The sequence below is a fragment of the Mesorhizobium sp. f-mel genome (assembly GCF_053850215.1).
This window is the reverse complement of sequence record NZ_JBSPTO010000005.1, coordinates 103,712-120,296: the sequence shown is the minus strand read 5'-3', so window position 1 is coordinate 120,296 and position 16,585 is coordinate 103,712. Positions and strand designations below refer to the sequence as shown.

Here is a 16,585-nt window from a genome sequence, read left to right as displayed (position 1 = left end):
TCGCCGTCTCCGTTTCTGCCGGCCATACGCGGGCCGACAATTTCGGAAGCTTCGCCAACGGATTTACGACGCTCCTCGGCCGATGACCTCGTTGCGGCGGATGACGCCACAAGCCCAAGGAACCAGACGACATCATCGGTGCGTTCATCGCCAGCGCAGCGGCATCGTTAGGCGGCAAGCAGCGCGACGACGAAGAAGACGCGCTCTATCCCACAGCTAGTCGAGGCTGAAGACGTCTACTCCCGGCCGGCGCAGAGGTCGGCCGGACTCTATCTCCCCAGCTCTCTTGTTATTGTGCAGTGCAGCAACGATATTGCTGCGCGTGCGTTGCACAGATTGCCGTCTTCCGGGCGGTCACAACAGGGACGGCTCCATTGCGAAAAATCTCCGATACCATCGCCCGCCTCGCCGCGCTGCGGGCGCGACATGCCACGCATACCGCCGACCTCGGCGCGTCGGACCATCTCCAGACGCTGGCCGACTTCGGTACCAATCCCGGCGGGTTGGGAGCGAAGTTCTACATTGCCAATCACCTATCCAAGGGCGCCCCGCTCGTCGTCGTGCTGCATGGCTGCACACAGAACGCGGCCGGCTATGACCATCATTCCGGCTGGTCCCAACTCGCCGACGAGGCTGGCTTCGCGCTGCTCTTTCCCGAACAGCAACGCGGCAACAATCCGAACCTCTGTTTCAACTGGTTCCAGCCTGGCGACACCAAGCGTGGTTCGGGCGAGGCGCTTTCGATTCGCCAGATGATCGAGACGATGGTCGTCACCCACGGTCTCGACCGAAGGCGAATCTTCATCACCGGCCTCTCGGCCGGAGGCGCAATGGCGGCGGCCATGCTGGCGACCTATCCGGAAGTGTTTGGCGGCGGTGCGTTAATTGCCGGCCTGCCCTACGGCAGCGCAACGACAATCCCGGAGGCGTTCGATCGCATGCGCGGCTACGGCGGTCCATCGGAACAGGATCTGCAACGGGCGCTCCGCCGCGCATCGGATCATCGGGGACCGTGGCCGAGGATTTCGATTTGGCACGGTGCCGCTGACCACACGGTTTCGCCTTCCAACGCGGAAGCGATCGCAGGCCAATGGCGAGGCCTCCACCGGCTTGAAAAAGCACCGACGCTCGTGGAAGCTGCCGGACCGCACGCAAAGCAGGTCTGGCGTAACGGCGCGGGAGAGGCCTTGATCGAAATCAACATGATCGCCGGGATGGGCCACGGCACGCCGCTCGGCAACGGCCTCGGCGCTCCGGGACCTTATATGATTGATGTCGGCATCGCTTCCACACGCGAGATCGCGCAGTTCTGGGGGATCGCGGCAACGGAGGAAAGCGCCTCCCGGAAATCAAGGCCGCAAATGCGCGCCAGCCAACGGCCATTACCCCAGTCACCGGCGCCAGCTATGGAAAATGCGAAGACGAAGTCCCCACATTTGGCTGCCCTCCATCAGTTCCCGCGTCACACGGAATCGGGCCAACCCGGCGTGAAGAAGATCATCGAGGATGCCCTTCGGGCGGCGGGTTTGATGCGCTAGGTGGACGGCGCAAATCGCTCGCCCCCTCAGTCTCGGGGACGAATGCCCCGATGCCGTCCGCATAGATCAATCGCCCGGCCGAGCAAAGGAACGGTTGTTTTTGCAATCGTTGACCGCTTTTCATCGAGCGGTCGCCGTGCACCTCGTCCAGATCCTGCTTCCCCGCGCGGACAACACCGGCCGGCCGTTTGGCCGGGAGGATTTCGACCGTGTGAAGGAAGACCTGGCCAGCTGTTTCGAAGGCGTTACGGCCTACCTGCAGGCGCCCGCGGAAGGTCAGTGGCAGGATGGCAAGCAGCCAGCAAAGATGATGTCGTCATGTTCGAAGTGATGGTGGAGGAGATCGACCTACCGGACTGGCGCAGACGGCGCGCCGAGCTCGAACGGCGGTTCCGGCAAGACACGGTGATCATCCGCTACATGCCGATGGCGCTCGTATAGAGCGCCGAAATCATGCCATCAACCTCAATCCGCAAAACCGAGTACGATCCGCAGACCAAGGTTCCCTCGGTGTGGTTCGTGGCGAGCGGCAAACGTTACGACTACGAGGCTGTTCCGCCAGAGACCTATGCGGCCTTCCGAAACGCCTTCGTAAAAGGCCGCTTCTTTGGCGACCACATTCGCGACCGTTTTCGGTACCGCCTGATTGCCGACGCATAGCGATCGTTGGCTGCACGCGGAGACTTATGCGCCGGTTTCGGAGTTTGACGCGCCAGCAGGCTTCGATTCCGGGGAGCCCTTGTGGCGCAGGAAAATCGACAGGACGACCAGGACCGCGGTCGACAGGAACTCCGACTGCCAGTTCTGAAAAGACTCGAACCATAGCTGGGCGTCGAGAAGATAGCTTCCTATCGATTGAACCTTGCCGCCGTGCAGCAGCGCTTCCTCGTTCGCAGCAGTCAGGCTCGCCCACCAGTGCAAGCCAAAGGAGATGATGAACAGCAGGGCCAGCGCTATGCCAAGCGAGTAGGAATAGAGCCACGACAGGATGGGATTGCGCCTGCGGGTGGCGGTCGGAAGTTCGTCCTTGGGCCGGTCGGGATCATCGGGATCACGCGACTCGGCCGAGCCGCGCTGAAACAGCATCGCTGTTAGCATGACATAGGCCGACATCTGCAGGAATTCGCTTTCCCAGTTTTCGAATAGCGCCGAGAGGAAGTTGCCGCTTTTCAAATAAGCCAACAACCCGATCGCTGCCGAGCCATGCTCACGAAGGTCTTGATTGTAGGCAGAACAGCCTGACCAGATCATGCCGACGGTGCTGAACAGGAACATCGCCACCAAGACGATCGTAAGCCCGTTGTCCCGAAAAATGGTTCTCATGGTCGTGTCTTCCTTGAGCCTTCGACTAGCGCCAGTTCTCCAGAACCTCTTCGATCCTCACCACCTCGACCTTTCGCCGGCGGCACGAACCACGCCAAAGATGGCATCAACTCGACGGGGCCGGCATCGATGTTGGCAAGGGTGACCTCGGCCCAACGCCGATAATACCGCGCCCACATGCCCGGCCGCGATCATGACGACCTTCTCGCCATCGTGAGCTTCCAGCAATATCTCGAATTCATCGCTGATTACCTGTTTGCCGGTAAAAACCAGTCCCATAGCCTCCCCCATGTCGCGGCCATGTGGCGTGGATCCGCCGATAGTCGCAGGAAGCCGTTGGAAATCAACGGTAGCCAATTGCAACATGGCGCGACATGGCCGCCGCCCAAATGATCACCAAGCTATTGATTTTGTTGGTGATCCCGACAGGAATCGAACCTGTGACCTACAGATTAGGAATCTGCCGCTCTATCCTACTGAGCTACGGGACCACGCGGCCCGACACATAACCGCTTCGGACCGTTTCGCCAAGAGGCCGCATGGCGATGACGATCCGTTTGATGCCTGCGCCGCATCTCCCACCTCGGCAATTTTTCAATGATCTCTACAAGCCGCTTGACTCCAGTTATAAAATGCTCATTCTAGAATGGTCGTTTTATAATGGGCCCACCTAGATGACCAGACCACGATTGTTTGACGAAGCCACTGTGCTGCAACACGCGATGAGCGCGTTTCGGCGAGCCGGTTTCGCGGGTGTTTCGATCAAGGATCTGGCCGATGCCACGGGCCTGACGTCGGGCTCGATCTACAATGCCTTTGGCGACAAGGAAGGTCTCTATCGGGCGGCTTTCGGCCACTACATCGACGCCGTCATCCGTCACCGGATTGAGACCTATGTCGGTGAGGCAGGCGATCTGGATGGCTTGGAACAGTTGTTCCTGTCATTGCTGCGCGCGCCAGAATGCGACGAGCATGGCTGTTTATTGACGAATGCCGCCGTCGAGTTCGGTGCTCAGCCGTCGGTCGCCTCGGAAGGCCTGGCGCAAGGCTTCGCCGTACTCGAAGCCGCCATCAGGCGGGTCGTCGAATGCCAGATCGGGGGAGGGCAGGTCGAGCTTCTGGTCGTCAGGCTTCTGCTTCTCTACCAAGGCATCCTTGTCCTGATCCGCGCCGGCCGCAACGTTTCTGCCTGCAAGGCAGTCATTCGATCAGAATTCGAGCAGCTACGGAAACTTCTGCCATGATCAATCTTTCCCGCAGGGCGGTGCTGTTCGGCACCGCCGCCAGTCTCGTTGCGCCCTTAATGCCGGCTTTTGGCGCGGCGCCGGCCATGCCGCCGGTCCGATACGTTCGCACCAATGGCATCGATATGGCCGTTTATGAAGCCGGCAAGGGACCGGCGGTGGTCTTGCTGCACGGCTTTCCCGAGATCGCTTTTTCCTGGCGCCACCAGGTCGCGCCGCTGGCCGCCGCCGGCTACCACGTCATCGTTCCAGACCAGCGCGGCTATGGTCTGACCGATCGGCCGTCGAAGGTCGAGGATTACGACATGGTGCATTTGACCGGTGACCTCGTCGGTCTCCTCGATGCGCTCGGCGTCGAAAAGGCAGTTTTCGCGGGTCATGACTGGGGCGGTCTGATCGCGTGGCAGTTGCCGCTTTTTCACCAGGACCGGGTCGCCGGCGTCGTCGGCCTCAATACGCCGTTCATTCCCCACGAGATGCTGTGGCTGCATCCGAGCCTTCTCAATGGTCTGACGGCCCCCGGCAAGCCGTTCGTGGCCGACGCGACCAAAGACCCGATCCCTCAGATGCGCGAGGTCTACAGCCCCGACATGTATGTGCTGTTGTTCGAGGACGGCGATCTCGCCGACCGATTGATGGCGCATGACGTGGCGCGGGTGTTCAGGGACAATATGCGCAAGGGCGTCATCACCGCCGCGCAATATGCCAGGCTGCCGCCGCAGGCCCGGCACATGGCCTTCATCAAGGCGCTCGAGCAACCGGAACCGAAGACATTGCCCGGCTCTTCGATCCTGACGCCGGAGGAGCTTGCATTCTATGTCGACAGCTTCAGGCGCACCGGTTTCACGCCAGGCATCAACTGGTACCGCAACTTGTCGCGCAACTGGAAAGCCGGCTTGAACGTCGACCAGACGATAAAGGTGCCGTCGCTGATGATCGGCGCCGAGGACGATGTCGTGCTGGCCCCGGCGCTGATGGATGGAATGGACGCTCACATAGCTGATCTCGAAAAACATGTGATCAATGGTTGCGGACATTGGTCGCAGCAAGAGAAGCCGGAGGAGGTCACCGCCATCATGGCCGATTGGCTGAAGCGGCGCTTTCCTGCGTAGCCGATGTGCGAGAGGCGCAAAGATGAGCTGGGGATAGCGGAACTTCGGACCACCGCCGCGCTTTAGTGTGCCGAAGGAGATGCCGCATGAGTGCTACGAAAGAGTTCTTTGAAACCTGGCTCCAGGAGAACGTCGGTAACCTGCCCGCTGAAAGCGAGGTGAGCGTGGCGGTCCTGGCTCAGCAGTTCGAACAAGATGCCAACGCCGCCGGCTATGGTCACGAGGTGCGCGAAGACGAGATTGGCGACATTGAAGAGGCGATTGAGAAAGCTCTGGACAAGGCCCGGACCGGCGAACAGCAGCAGGCCGATCCGGTCGAAGAGAGTGATCTGGCGCCCGTCATGGAGGCGCTGGAGGTCGAGGACCCGAAGAGCGGACCATAGCGGTCCAGGCGCCATCCACTGATTTCGAAAAAGTCCCAGCGGTTGCGGCTCCCCTCCACCCTACATGACCGCCCATGATAGATGCGTGGGTATCGGCGTCGCGTTGGCTGCCTACCCTTGGGGGGCAAGCCCGAGGGTAGGCTTTGGGGGCGATGCATTAGGCGGCCAGCGCCGTCTCCGCGAGCTTCACCCAATAGCTCATGCCGTGCGGAATGACCTCGTCGTTGAAGTCGTAGGCCGGATTGTGGAGACCGGCGGTGTCGCCATTGCCGATGAAGATGAAGGCGCCCGGCCGCGCTTCCAGCATGTAGGAGAAATCCTCGCCGCCCATCACCGGCTGGATGGCGCGATGCACATGCGCCTCGCCGGCGACATCAGCGGCGACGTCGCTTGCAAAGGCCGTCTCTTCCGGATGGTTGAAGGTGACGGGATAATTGGCATTGTAATCCACCTCGATCGTTGCGCCGAAGGCCGCGCCCACGCCCTCGCAGATGGCGCGCACGCGCTCCTCAGCCTTCCTGGCGACCTCCTTCTTCAGCGTGCGCACGGTGCCGGCGATCTCGGCGCTCTCGGGAATGACGTTGTAGGCGTCGCCGGCGTGGAATTTCGTCACCGACACCACGACAGCCTCGACCGGATCGGTGCTGCGCGAGGCGATCGTCTGCAGAGCGCCGACGAGCTGGCTGGTGATGACGATCGGGTCGATCGTGCCGTGCGGCATCGCCGCATGCCCGCCTCGGCCCTTGACGGTAATGGTGAATTCGGCGGTCGCCGCCATGATCGGGCCCGGCTTGATGGCGAACTGGCCGACCGGCAGGCCCGGCATGTTGTGCATGCCGAACACCTTGGAGATGCCGAAGCGCTCCATCATGCCCTCCTTGACCATCTCGTTGCCGCCGCCGCCGCCTTCTTCGGCCGGCTGGAAGATCACCGCGAGGGAGCCGGCGAAATTGCGCGTCTCGGCAAGATATTTGGCAGCACCGAGCAGCATTGCGGTGTGGCCGTCGTGGCCGCAGGCGTGCATCTTGCCCGGAATGGTCGAGGCGTAGGATTTTCCGGAGATCTCGTTGAGCGGCAGCGCGTCCATGTCGGCGCGCAGGCCGATGGTCGTGCCTTCGCCCAGGCGGCCGCGGATGATGCCGACGACGCCGGTCTTGCCGAGCCCGGTCACCACGTCGTCGCAACCGAAGGCCTTCAGCTTCTCGGTGACGAAGGCGGCGGTCTTGAAGACGTCGAAATTCAGCTCCGGCGTCTGGTGCAGATGGCGGCGCCAGCCGGCGACCTCGTCTTGCATTTCGGCGGCGCGGTTCAGGATCGGCATGATGGTTCCATCTCGCTGTTGGAGCAGACGGGCTCTGCCTGCTGCTTTGCAAATTGTGCCTGCTGTTTTACAATTGTCATTCAGGCACTTTGCCATCTTGACGTCACATAGGCTAAATAGCACCGCAAGATTGCGATCCGGATAGGGGCCGGATCACCATGCTGGCGATCGCGTAACAAATCTTACGGAGCCAGAGGCGACTGCGGCAAGAGGCGATTTCGGATTCCACGATGCGGTACAGGCATTTCCTCAAACTATTGCTGGCGGGCGCCGTGGCGCTTCCGGTGCTGGCCGGACCGGCTCTCGCCAATCCGACGATCGTGTTCGATCTGGGGAATGGCAAGATCCTCCAGCACCAGGAGGCTTTCAAGCGCTGGTATCCTGCCTCGCTGACCAAGCTGATGACCGCCTATGTGGCATTTCGTGCGATTGCCGCGGGCGAGGTCCAGCTCGATTCGCCGATCAAGGTCACGAAACGTTCCGCCGGCGAGCCGCCGAGCAAGATGGGCTTCAAGCCGGGCTCGGTCATGCGGCTCGACAACGCGCTGAAAATGATGCTGGTCAAATCGGCCAACGACGTCGCCATGGCCGTCGGCGAAAACATCGGCGGTTCGCAGGCCGCTTTCGCCGAACGCATGAACACCGAGGCGCGCCGGCTCGGCATGACCGGAACGCATTTCGTCAACCCGAACGGGCTGTTTTCGCCGGACCAGTATACGACGGCGCGCGACCTCGGCTTGCTGGTGATGGCGATCCGCACCGAATTTCCGCAATATGCCCCATGGTTCTCGATCGAGGGCCTGGCCGTCGGCAAGAAGCAGATCCCGAACTACAATCTTCTGATCGGCCGCTATCCCGGCGCCGACGGCATGAAGACGGGTTTCGTCTGTCCCTCGGGCTTCAACATGATTGGTTCGGCAACACGCGACGGCCGCACGCTGGTGGCGGTGGTGCTTGGCGAGAAGTCGGCCGTCACCCGCGCCGAGACCGTCGCCAGGCTGCTCGACCACGGCTTTGCCACGCCGACACCGGGCTGGTTGACGGTGGCGGCGCTGCCTCCCTATGGCGACACCACATCGGTCAACGACCTGAATGACGAGATTTGCAGGAAGAAGCCGGCTAAGGAGCAGTCGGAAGCCGTCCCCGTCGGCGATAAGAATGCGCCAAAATCTCCCTATCGGGAAAAGCTCGACCATGTGCCGACATTGGTCGCGGTTGGCCTTGGCGGCGCCACCGGTCCGAAGCCGAAGGCGATGCTCGATGCATCGGGCCGGGAATATGCCGACGTGCCGCTGCCGAACTGGCGGCCCGACCTGCCGCCGCCGCCCGGCGCCGAGCCGGCAGTGATCGGTTCAGCCACCGCGGCCCAGGACGACCAGCCCGCCAAGGCCTTGAACTAGCCTGATGAGCAGCGGCTTTCCCATCGCCGTCTCGGTGCTGACCGGCTTTCTCGGCGCCGGCAAGACGACGCTGCTCAACCGGCTGCTCAGGGATCCCGCACTTGCCGACACCGCGGTCATCATCAACGAGTTCGGCGAGGTGGCGATCGACCATCTCCTGGTCGAACAGGCCTCCGACGGCATCATCCAGCTTTCCGACGGCTGTCTCTGCTGCACGGTACGCGGCGAACTGGTCGACACGCTGGCCGATCTCATCGACCGGCTGCAGACCGGCCGCATCGCCCGGCTTGCCCGTGTCGTCATCGAAACCACCGGCCTCGCCGATCCGGCGCCGGTGCTGCAGTCGATCATGGCGCATCCGGCGCTGGTCCACGCCTTCCGGCTCGACGGCGTCATCACGCTGGTCGACGCGGTCAACGGCAATGCGACGCTCGACGCCCATGTCGAGGCGGTGAAGCAGGTGGCCGTCGCCGACCGCATCGTGCTGACGAAAGCCGATCTGGCCACCGATCCGCGCGACGTCGAGGCCTTGCGGGCCCGGCTGCGGCAGATCAATCCGGGTGCCGAGCTGCTCGATGCGGGTGACAGAAGGACCGATGTAGCGGCGCTGTTCGATTGCGGCCTCTACAACCCGGCCACCAAGTCCGCCGACGTGCGGCGCTGGCTGGGCGAGGAAGCCGCCCATGATCACCATGGCGATCATGACCACAGCGACCATGATCACGACCATCGGCACGATTCCCGCGTGCGCTCCTACTCGTTGGTTCATGAAGGGCCGGTGCCGTTTTCGGCGATCGAGATGTTCTTTGACCTGTTGCGATCGGCGCATGGCGAGCGCCTGTTGCGCATGAAGGGCGTCATCGAATTGCTGGAAGACCCGTCGCGGCCGCTGGTCGTCCACGGCGTACAGAAGATCCTTCATCCGCCGGCGCGGCTGCCGTCCTGGCCGGACGGTCAACGCGGCACAAGGCTGGTGCTGATCACGCTCGACATGCCGGAAGACTACGTCCGCCGGCTGTTTGCCGCCGTCACCAGCCGGCCGTCGATCGACACACCGGACCGCGCAGCGCTGGAAAACAACCCGCTGGCCATCGCCGGGCGGTAGCTTCAATTTCCGAACGCCGCACTGTCCTCTAACGGAATTGCAAACGTTCCGGAGCTGGCGGCGTCCGTGCAGCTACCAATCTGCCTCCTTGAGGGGGAGATGTCGCCGAAGGCGACAGAGGGGGTCGCCTCGGTGGTGCGACGCCCCGCAGGACGAAAGAAAAGGTTGGCGCTTCACGCGCGGCAACCTCTCTGGCCTGCCCTCTTTGCCAAAACTTGCATCTCCCCCTCAAGGGAGATTGTCCGCTCAGCCGCTTTCGCCAGAACGAGCTAAGTTGAGACTCAGCCACCGCCGCGCTCGACGAGGAAGCGATGGCCGCCTGATATCGCTGCCGTTTCGATCAATCGATGGCCGCTCTCGGTGCAGAAGGCGGGAATGTCGATGACGGCGAGGGGATCAGTGGTTTCAAGCCACAGGCGGCTGCCCGGCTGCATTGTTGCCAACCGCTTTTTTGCCTTGAGCACGGGCAACGGGCAGTTCAGGCCTTTGAGATCGTAGACGGCGGCGGGGCTGGTTGAGGGCCTTTCTTCTTGGCCCCCATCTTCTTGTTCAAGCATGAACCTCAGCCGCCGAACATGCCGAGCAGCTTCTTCTTCAGCCTTGTCGTCGTGCTTTCGTCGGCACTCGCCGCCTGCGTTTCGATTGCCGCGGCGGCCTCGGAGGGCACGACGGTTGCAGTGGCGACAGGCGCTTCGGCTGCGGCCCGGACCGCTTCCCCTTCAGCCAGAGCCTGAGCCTTAGCTGCCTCTTTCTCGGCCTTGGCTGCTTCTATCGCGGCAAGCCTTTGCTCCTCGGCCTTCTGCTTGGCGGCCTTCTCCGCGTCGAGCGCGGCCATCTTGCGGCCGGCCGGCGAATCGATGCGGCCCATGCGCGCCGTCGCCGTCAACGAGCCGTCGGCGTTGAGCGAGGGCGGCTCGATCGGCACGCGTTCGCCACGGGCGCGCTTCTTCGACCACTCGGAGACGATGCTGGCTTCCTTGATCCCGGCGATGGTCGGCTTGGGCGCCGGCACGCTAGCCTTGACCGCGCCGTTAAAAGCCGCTTCGTAGGTGCTCTGATAGGCATTGAAGGCGCTCTTCAGCGAATCCGGCTGCGTGGTCGCGGGGCAGGCGCCGGCCGGATCGAAGGTCGCGCCGTCAGCCGCGACCTGGTTGAAGACATAGCGCTTCTCGCAGACATCGACCTTCGGCGGCACTTTGGTGATCTCGAAATTGTCGTAGCCGACCTTCAGCATCTTCCAGAATTCGTAGTTCGGATCTTTGCGATAGCGCGCCATGTTGGCGGCGGTCATGCGGAACGGAAAGGCCTGGATCTGGAACTCGGTCTGGCCGCCCTGGAAAGCGTCGCGGCCGAAGGCGTAGATTTGCTCGATCTGTGCGTCGGTCATCGAATAGCAGCCCGACGACGAGCAGGCGCCATGGACCATCAGATGGGAACCGGTGCGGCCATTGGCGCGGTCGTAGGCGTTGGGATAACCGATGTTGAACGCAAGGTGGTAGCTCGACCGCGGATTCATCTGCGCCGGACGGACCGTATAGAAGCCTTCCGGCGCCTGGCGGTCGCCTTCGGTGAATTTGGGGCCCAGCTTGCCCGACCATTTGCAGATGTCGTAGCTGGCGACCAAGTCGTAGCGGCCGGTGGTCTTGGCCTTCCAGATTTCGAGCTTGCCCTCTTCCTTGAAGATGCGGGCCATCACCGGCGAGGTGCGGGTCATGCCCTTGGCGTTCATGCTGGCCAGGATCTTGTCGGGCAGCGGCTTATTGGCGTGGGGGGCAAAATCCTTCATCGAAGAATCATTGCAGCCGGCGACGCCTATCGCGGCAATCAGAAGTCCGGTGCGGGCAAGCTTGGCAAACATGGATATAGCTATGTCTTTTCTTTCGGACCGCAGGCATCAGCGCCGTCAGGCCCAACCCTAAGCCCGTTAACCTTGAAAATTCCTTACCGCAAGCGCCGGACGCATCCCCTTACAGCAATTTGATTGAACCGAATGCCGCGGCATTTTTGTGGCGGAAGCGCTCAATCTCGCCACATTACGGCGCGGACACCCATCTCGCGCTAAAGGTTTCGCCCCATAGCCAGGTATTTTTCGCGGCGCTGCTCGCGAAAATCGGTGTTGGCGCCGGAGAACTCCTTCATCGTCTTGGCGATGAGGTCGCCGGTGGCGGCAATCACCGTTTCCGGGCCACGATGGGCGCCGCCGAGCGGTTCGGGAATGATGGCGTCGATGATCTTCAGCTCCAGCAGATCCTGGGCGGTGATCTTCATGTTGGTCGCCGCATCCTTCGAGCGGGTGGTGTCGCGCCACAGGATCGAGGCGGCGCCCTCCGGCGAGATCACCGAATAGATGGCATGCTCGAGCATGTAGACGCGGTTGGCGGTGGCGATCGCGATGGCACCGCCCGAGCCGCCTTCGCCGATGACCACCGAGATCGACGGCACCTTCAGGCCGAGACAGGCCGAGGTCGAGCGGGCGATGGCTTCGGCCTGGCCGCGCTCCTCGGCATTGACGCCGGGATAGGCGCCGGCCGTGTCGATCAGCGTCAGCAACGGGATGTTGAAGCGATCGGCGAGTTCCATCAGCCGCACCGCCTTGCGATAGCCCTCCGGCCGTACCGAGCCGAAATTATGCTTCAGCCGGCTGGCCGTGTCGGAACCCTTTTCCTGGCCGATGATCGCCACCGGCTCGCCGCGGAAGCGGGCGAAGCCGCCGACGATCGCCTGGTCCTCGCCGAAATTGCGGTCGCCGGCAAGCGGCGTGAAATCGTTGAACAGGCCCTTTATGTAGTCGACGCAATGCGGTCTGTCCGGATGGCGCGCCACCTGCACCTTCTGCCACGGGGTCAGCGCCCTATAAGTGTCGCGCAACGCGTCACGCACGCGTTTCTCGAGACGGCTGATCTCATCGCCGACATCGACCGCCTCGCCATTCTCTGCGAGCTTCTTCAGCTCGACAATCTTGCCTTCGAGATCGGCAACCGGCTTTTCGAAATCGAGGTAATTGTACATTCTTGAGCGGACCGATAAGCCGGGAGGCAATGACTGACGGAACCTGGGAAACAGAGGCGCCGGGCGGTGGAACGTCGTCCTCACATAGCGATATGACGTCTAGTCGGCAAGCGGATGATGATCGTTGACCAGCCGCACCAGCCGCTCCTCCAGCACATGCGTGTAAATCTGCGTCGTTGAAATATCGGCATGGCCAAGCAACTGCTGCACGGCCCTGAGATCGGCCCCGTTCTGCAGGAGATGGCTGGCGAAAGCATGGCGCAGCACATGCGGCGATATTTTCGCCGAGGCGATGCCGGCGCGCGCGGCAAGACCCTTCAGGTCGCGGGCGAAAACCTGCCTGGAGAGATAGCCGCTGTCGCTTGCTGCTGGAAAAAGGAACGGGCTATCTGCGAAAGCCGGCACCGTTGCCCGGGCAGCGAGCCAGGCCCGCATTGCCATGCACGCCTTTGCCGACAGCGGCACCATCCGTTCCTTGTCACCCTTGCCGCGCACCATGAAGAAACGATCGTCGCGCAGCGCCACCGTGACAGGCAGGCCGACCAGTTCGGAAACGCGCAGGCCGGTGGCGTAGAGCACCTCGACCAGCGCATGCAGGCGCAGCGCCGCCAGGTTGTCGCCGTCGTTCAGCGAGGCGTCAGCTGCCTCCTGCGCTGCACGGTCGATCAGCCGGCCGGTGTCGGCCTCGCTCATCGTCTTCGGCAGCGGCCGGCCCTTCTTCGGACTGTCCAAGGTTCCGGTCGGGTCGTCGCCGCGCAGGCCTTCTGCGTAGAGGAACTTGAAGAACTGGCGGATCGCCGACAGTTTGCGTGCCTGCGAGGTGGCAGCAAAACCGCGCGCCGCGATCTCGTCGAGATAGCCGCGGATATCGGCGGCGGCGGCACCCGCGAGCCCGCCGTCGATCTCGGCCGAAGCGTCTTCGAGGTCGCGGCGATAGCTGGAAAGCGTGTTTTCGGCAGCGCCGCGCTCGGCACTCATCATTTCCAAAAAGGCTTCGATGCGGGCCGCGCTATTCATTTCTGTTGGGTCAGTACTTCTCTTTTGGGTCAGTTTTTCTTGGGGTTCAGCTTTTCGGGAGGAATGCGTACGCTCATTTCGGTCTTTCTCGGCTCGACGAACATCGCCAGAGCGAACATCGTGCCATAGACAATGCCGGCCAGAATCGTGAGCGTCACGACAAAGCGGAACAGTGTCGGCATCAATTTTCGCCCGTCTTCTTGTTCTGCGTTTCCAAACCCTGAGCCCTTATGAGACGCCAATCCGGCCAATTCAAGGGCGAAGCTCGGACGACGCTCGGCGCCGCCACGCTTGACGCAATCAGGCTTTTGATGTCGATACGCCGGCAAAGAGGGCCTAAGTAGGCATTCGTGGGCTGGCCCACGAATGCCTGCTTAGATTCTTTGGCTTGTCGCAGTTCTTGGCGCAAAACCGTAGGACACTTGGCGGAACCTGCTTAGAAACATCATGGTGTCATGAACGCACTACCAGCAAATCCTCCCGATGAGAGCCATGCCGCGCTGCTCGGCCGGCTGGGCAACCGTTCCATCGTCTTTGTCGGCCTTATGGGCGCCGGCAAGACGGCGATCGGCCGCAAGGTGGCGGGGATCCTGGGACTGCCTTTCATCGACAGCGATCAGGAGATCGAAAGCGTGTCGCGCATGAGCGTCCCTGAATTGTTTGAACGCTATGGCGAGACCGAGTTCCGGGCGCTGGAGCAGCGGGTCATTCTGCGCGTGCTGGAACATGGTCCGCAGGTGCTGTCGACGGGCGGCGGCGCCTTCATGAGTGCGCAGACGCGGGAGGCCATTGCCGGCCATGGCGTGTCGGTATGGCTGAAGGCCGAGATCGACCTCTTGATGGACCGCGTTTCCAAGAAGCAGAACCGGCCGCTCCTGAAAAGCGCCGACCCCCGCGCCGTGATCGAGCGGTTGATGGCTGAGCGCTATCCGGTCTACGCAGCCGCCGATGTCACCGTGCCGACCCGCGACGATCGCAAGGAGGTCATCGCGGCCGAGGTGGTGAATGCGCTTTGCGGGTATTTCGGCATTGCGGCCGTGACAGGCGAGGTGCGGTCGTGAGCACCAATACGACAGTCACCGTCGAAGTCGGGCTCGGCGATCGTGCCTATGACATATTGATCGGCTCCGGCCTGCTTTTGCGCGCCGGCAGCGAGATTTCGCGCCGCCTGCCCGGTACGCGCGCCGCGGTGGTCACCGACGTCAATGTCGCCGCAGCACACCTCGAGACGTTGAAGGCCGGCCTTGAAAAGGGCGGCATCCAGCCCGCCGTGATCACGTTGCCGGCTGGGGAAAAGACCAAGAGTTTCGCGCATCTCGAAGAGGTGGTGGACGGCGTGCTCGCCGCAAGACTGGAACGCGGCGATGTCGTCATCGCGCTCGGTGGCGGTGTCATCGGCGATCTGGCCGGATTTGCCGCCGGCATCGTGCGCCGCGGCATGAATTTCGTGCAGGTCCCGACTTCGCTGCTGGCGCAGGTCGACTCTTCCGTCGGCGGCAAGACCGGCATCAACAGTGCGCGCGGCAAGAACCTCGTCGGCGTCTTCCATCAGCCGAAACTGGTGCTGGCCGACACCGAAGTCCTCGATACGCTGCCGATCCGGGATTTCCGGGCGGGTTACGCCGAACTCGCCAAATACGGGCTCATCGATCGCCCCGACTTCTTCGCCTGGCTGGAGGAAAACTGGGGCCGAGTGTTCGCCGGCGGCCCGGAGCGGGCCGAGGCCATCGCCGAAGCCTGCCGCGCTAAGGCCGATGTCGTCGCCCGCGACGAGTTCGAGACCGGCGACCGCGCGCTGCTCAATCTCGGACACACGTTCGGCCATGCGCTCGAGGCCGCCACCCACTATGACAGCGCCCGTCTCGTCCACGGCGAGGGAGTCGCCATCGGCATGGCGCTGGCTTATCGCTTTTCGTCACGCCTCAACCTGGCAAGTCCCGACGATGCGGCGCGCGTCGAGGCGCATCTTCGCGCTGTTGGCCTGCCCTGGCGCATGGCCGATATTCCGGGTGAATTGCCTGATGCCGAAGCGCTGCTTGCCTTCATCACCCAGGACAAGAAGGTTTCGCGCGGCGCGCTGACCTTCATCCTGACGCGCGGCATCGGCCAGGCCTTCATCGCCAAGGATGTGCCGACGTCAGAAGTGCTGTCGTTTCTGAGGGAGAACCGCCCGGGTCAGCCGAAAGGCAGCCCGGGTCAGCAGAAGAGCCGCCCGGGATGAACGAGGCCGGCTGGATTGGCGCTGGTGTCTTGGCCGGGCTCGGCCTGCTCGCTTTCGCCTTTCGCGCGCGCCTGCTCGCTGCCTTCGGCTATGAACTGCAGCGCATCGAGCCGCAGCATTCGAATCATGATGAAGCGCGAGGCGCCGTCGACGATTTTCGGCGCGACGGCCAGGTGGTGCGCGTGGATCGCGCCCGCATCGGCCGCCTGTCCGATCTCGACGAGCTCGAAGTGTCCGATGTCATGGTCCACCGCACCAACATGCGCTCGGTCAATGCCGACAATCCGCCGGAAGCGGTGGTGCGCGAGATCCTGCAGAGCCCGCATACCCGCATGCCCTTGTGGAAGGGCTCGCTCGACAACATCGTCGGCGTGCTGCATGCCAAGGACCTGCTGCGCGCGCTGAACGATGTCGGCAACGACTTTTCCAAGATCGACGTGATGAAGATCGCTTCAAAACCGTGGTTCGTGCCCGATACCACGACACTGCAGGAACAGCTCAACGCCTTTCTGCGTCGCAAGGCGCATTTCGCAGTCGTCGTCGACGAGTATGGCGAGGTCGAGGGGCTGGTGACGCTGGAGGACATCATCGAGGAAATCGTCGGCGAGATCGCCGACGAGCACGACATCGACGTGCAGGGCGTCAAGCAGGAAGCCGACGGCTCCGTCGTCGTCGACGGCACTGTGTCGATCCGAGACCTGAACCGGGCGCTCGCCTGGGACCTGCCGGACGAAGAAGCCACCACCATTGCCGGTCTCGTCATCCACGAGACGCAATTGATCCCGGACGAGAAGCAGGCGTTCACCTTTCATGGCAAGCGCTTCGTCGTCATGAAGCGCGACAAGAACCGGATTGCAAGGTTGAGGATCAGGCCGGCCGGTGACATCTAGTTCTGGCAGGTTCTGTCGCGGC

19 protein-coding genes and 1 tRNA gene are annotated in these 16,585 nt (G+C 62.6%); 12 read left to right on the top strand and 8 right to left on the bottom strand.

Annotated elements, in window-relative coordinates; translation table 11 throughout:
• Nucleotides 1-374 precede the first annotated feature (374 nt).
• From ACWUKX_RS09765 to ACWUKX_RS09755, 3 genes are all read left to right on the top strand, one after another.
• Nucleotides 375-1,538, top strand: coding sequence for an extracellular catalytic domain type 1 short-chain-length polyhydroxyalkanoate depolymerase (locus ACWUKX_RS09765; RefSeq protein WP_456006424.1), 1,164 nt, complete (start codon nucleotides 375-377; stop codon nucleotides 1,536-1,538).
• Nucleotides 1,539-1,817: 279 nt separating this feature from the next.
• Nucleotides 1,818-1,979, top strand: coding sequence for a hypothetical protein (locus tag ACWUKX_RS09760; RefSeq protein WP_456006146.1), 162 nt, complete (start codon nucleotides 1,818-1,820; stop codon nucleotides 1,977-1,979).
• A gap of 12 nt (nucleotides 1,980-1,991) precedes the next feature.
• On the top strand, nucleotides 1,992-2,198 hold the full coding sequence (locus ACWUKX_RS09755) for a KTSC domain-containing protein (RefSeq protein ID WP_456006143.1): 207 nt from the start codon (nucleotides 1,992-1,994) through the stop codon (nucleotides 2,196-2,198).
• A 24-nt stretch (nucleotides 2,199-2,222) separates the two neighbouring features.
• On the opposite strand, the gene ACWUKX_RS09750 is transcribed toward ACWUKX_RS09755, so the two are convergent.
• The gene (locus tag ACWUKX_RS09750) at nucleotides 2,223-2,861 is read right to left on the bottom strand and encodes a DUF6766 family protein (protein ID WP_456006141.1); all 639 of its coding nucleotides are present in this window, start codon (nucleotides 2,859-2,861) and stop codon (nucleotides 2,223-2,225) included.
• Nucleotides 2,862-3,038: 177 nt separating this feature from the next.
• Between ACWUKX_RS09750 and ACWUKX_RS09745 the strand changes: the two genes are divergently transcribed.
• Nucleotides 3,039-3,254 (top strand): hypothetical protein, encoded by a 216-nt coding sequence (locus ACWUKX_RS09745; protein WP_456006138.1) that lies wholly within the window; start codon nucleotides 3,039-3,041, stop codon nucleotides 3,252-3,254.
• A gap of 21 nt (nucleotides 3,255-3,275) precedes the next feature.
• Here ACWUKX_RS09745 and ACWUKX_RS09740 read toward each other — a convergent pair.
• Nucleotides 3,276-3,352 (bottom strand) — tRNA-Arg (locus tag ACWUKX_RS09740).
• Nucleotides 3,353-3,535: 183 nt separating this feature from the next.
• On the opposite strand from ACWUKX_RS09740, the gene ACWUKX_RS09735 reads away from it, so the two are divergent.
• The 3 genes from ACWUKX_RS09735 to ACWUKX_RS09725 all read left to right on the top strand — a co-directional run bounded on the left by ACWUKX_RS09735 (nucleotide 3,536) and on the right by ACWUKX_RS09725 (nucleotide 5,600).
• The gene (locus ACWUKX_RS09735) at nucleotides 3,536-4,105 is read left to right on the top strand and encodes a TetR/AcrR family transcriptional regulator (protein WP_456006135.1); all 570 of its coding nucleotides are present in this window, start codon (nucleotides 3,536-3,538) and stop codon (nucleotides 4,103-4,105) included.
• Nucleotides 4,106-4,191: 86 nt separating this feature from the next.
• Entirely contained in the window at nucleotides 4,192-5,217 is a 1,026-nt protein-coding gene (locus tag ACWUKX_RS09730) for an alpha/beta fold hydrolase (RefSeq protein ID WP_456006421.1), read from the top strand.
• An 86-nt stretch (nucleotides 5,218-5,303) separates the two neighbouring features.
• Nucleotides 5,304-5,600 carry a hypothetical protein gene (locus tag ACWUKX_RS09725; protein ID WP_456006132.1) on the top strand — a complete coding sequence of 99 codons (297 nt, stop codon included), beginning with the start codon at nucleotides 5,304-5,306 and terminating at the stop codon, nucleotides 5,598-5,600.
• A 157-nt stretch (nucleotides 5,601-5,757) separates the two neighbouring features.
• Here the strand turns inward: ACWUKX_RS09725 and ACWUKX_RS09720 are convergent, their stop codons facing one another.
• The gene (locus ACWUKX_RS09720; RefSeq protein ID WP_455840042.1) at nucleotides 5,758-6,921 is read right to left on the bottom strand and encodes a M20 aminoacylase family protein; all 1,164 of its coding nucleotides are present in this window, start codon (nucleotides 6,919-6,921) and stop codon (nucleotides 5,758-5,760) included.
• A gap of 230 nt (nucleotides 6,922-7,151) precedes the next feature.
• Between ACWUKX_RS09720 and ACWUKX_RS09715 the strand changes: the two genes are divergently transcribed.
• Both ACWUKX_RS09715 and ACWUKX_RS09710 read left to right on the top strand, forming a co-directional pair.
• A complete protein-coding gene (locus ACWUKX_RS09715) occupies nucleotides 7,152-8,321 on the top strand; it encodes a D-alanyl-D-alanine carboxypeptidase family protein (RefSeq protein ID WP_456006130.1) in 1,170 nt (389 codons plus the stop codon).
• Nucleotides 8,322-8,325: 4 nt separating this feature from the next.
• The gene (locus ACWUKX_RS09710) at nucleotides 8,326-9,426 is read left to right on the top strand and encodes a CobW family GTP-binding protein (RefSeq protein WP_456006128.1); all 1,101 of its coding nucleotides are present in this window, start codon (nucleotides 8,326-8,328) and stop codon (nucleotides 9,424-9,426) included.
• A gap of 281 nt (nucleotides 9,427-9,707) precedes the next feature.
• Here ACWUKX_RS09710 and ACWUKX_RS09705 read toward each other — a convergent pair whose 3' ends face one another.
• The 5 genes from ACWUKX_RS09705 to ACWUKX_RS09685 form a co-directional block, all read right to left on the bottom strand.
• A complete protein-coding gene (locus tag ACWUKX_RS09705; protein WP_455840039.1) occupies nucleotides 9,708-9,983 on the bottom strand; it encodes a sulfurtransferase TusA family protein in 276 nt (91 codons plus the stop codon).
• A 5-nt stretch (nucleotides 9,984-9,988) separates the two neighbouring features.
• A complete protein-coding gene (locus ACWUKX_RS09700; RefSeq protein ID WP_456006126.1) occupies nucleotides 9,989-11,284 on the bottom strand; it encodes a L,D-transpeptidase family protein in 1,296 nt (431 codons plus the stop codon).
• Nucleotides 11,285-11,484: 200 nt separating this feature from the next.
• Nucleotides 11,485-12,435, bottom strand: a complete 951-nt coding sequence (locus ACWUKX_RS09695) for an acetyl-CoA carboxylase carboxyltransferase subunit alpha (RefSeq protein ID WP_456006124.1) — start codon at nucleotides 12,433-12,435, stop codon at nucleotides 11,485-11,487.
• Between the two features lie 99 nt (nucleotides 12,436-12,534).
• A complete protein-coding gene (locus tag ACWUKX_RS09690; RefSeq protein WP_456006122.1) occupies nucleotides 12,535-13,452 on the bottom strand; it encodes a site-specific tyrosine recombinase XerD in 918 nt (305 codons plus the stop codon).
• Between the two features lie 29 nt (nucleotides 13,453-13,481).
• Nucleotides 13,482-13,634, bottom strand: coding sequence for a hypothetical protein (locus ACWUKX_RS09685; protein ID WP_029348640.1), 153 nt, complete (start codon nucleotides 13,632-13,634; stop codon nucleotides 13,482-13,484).
• 273 nt (nucleotides 13,635-13,907) lie between these two features.
• Here ACWUKX_RS09685 and ACWUKX_RS09680 point away from each other — a divergent pair, with 273 nt between their 5' ends.
• Genes ACWUKX_RS09680 through ACWUKX_RS09670 form a run of 3 tightly spaced genes read left to right on the top strand, consistent with a single transcriptional unit; the run spans nucleotide 13,908 to nucleotide 16,563 of the window.
• Nucleotides 13,908-14,513: a shikimate kinase gene (locus tag ACWUKX_RS09680; protein WP_456006120.1), complete on the top strand. Its 606-nt coding sequence runs from the start codon at nucleotides 13,908-13,910 to the stop codon at nucleotides 14,511-14,513.
• Complete coding sequence (aroB, locus tag ACWUKX_RS09675; protein ID WP_456006118.1) at nucleotides 14,510-15,673, top strand: 3-dehydroquinate synthase; 1,164 nt, start codon at nucleotides 14,510-14,512, stop codon at nucleotides 15,671-15,673. The genes ACWUKX_RS09680 and aroB overlap by 4 nt, the downstream gene beginning before the upstream one ends.
• Nucleotides 15,670-16,563 carry an HlyC/CorC family transporter gene (locus ACWUKX_RS09670; RefSeq protein ID WP_456006115.1) on the top strand — a complete coding sequence of 298 codons (894 nt, stop codon included), beginning with the start codon at nucleotides 15,670-15,672 and terminating at the stop codon, nucleotides 16,561-16,563. The genes aroB and ACWUKX_RS09670 overlap by 4 nt, the downstream gene beginning before the upstream one ends.
• The last annotated feature ends 22 nt before the right edge of the window (nucleotides 16,564-16,585 follow it).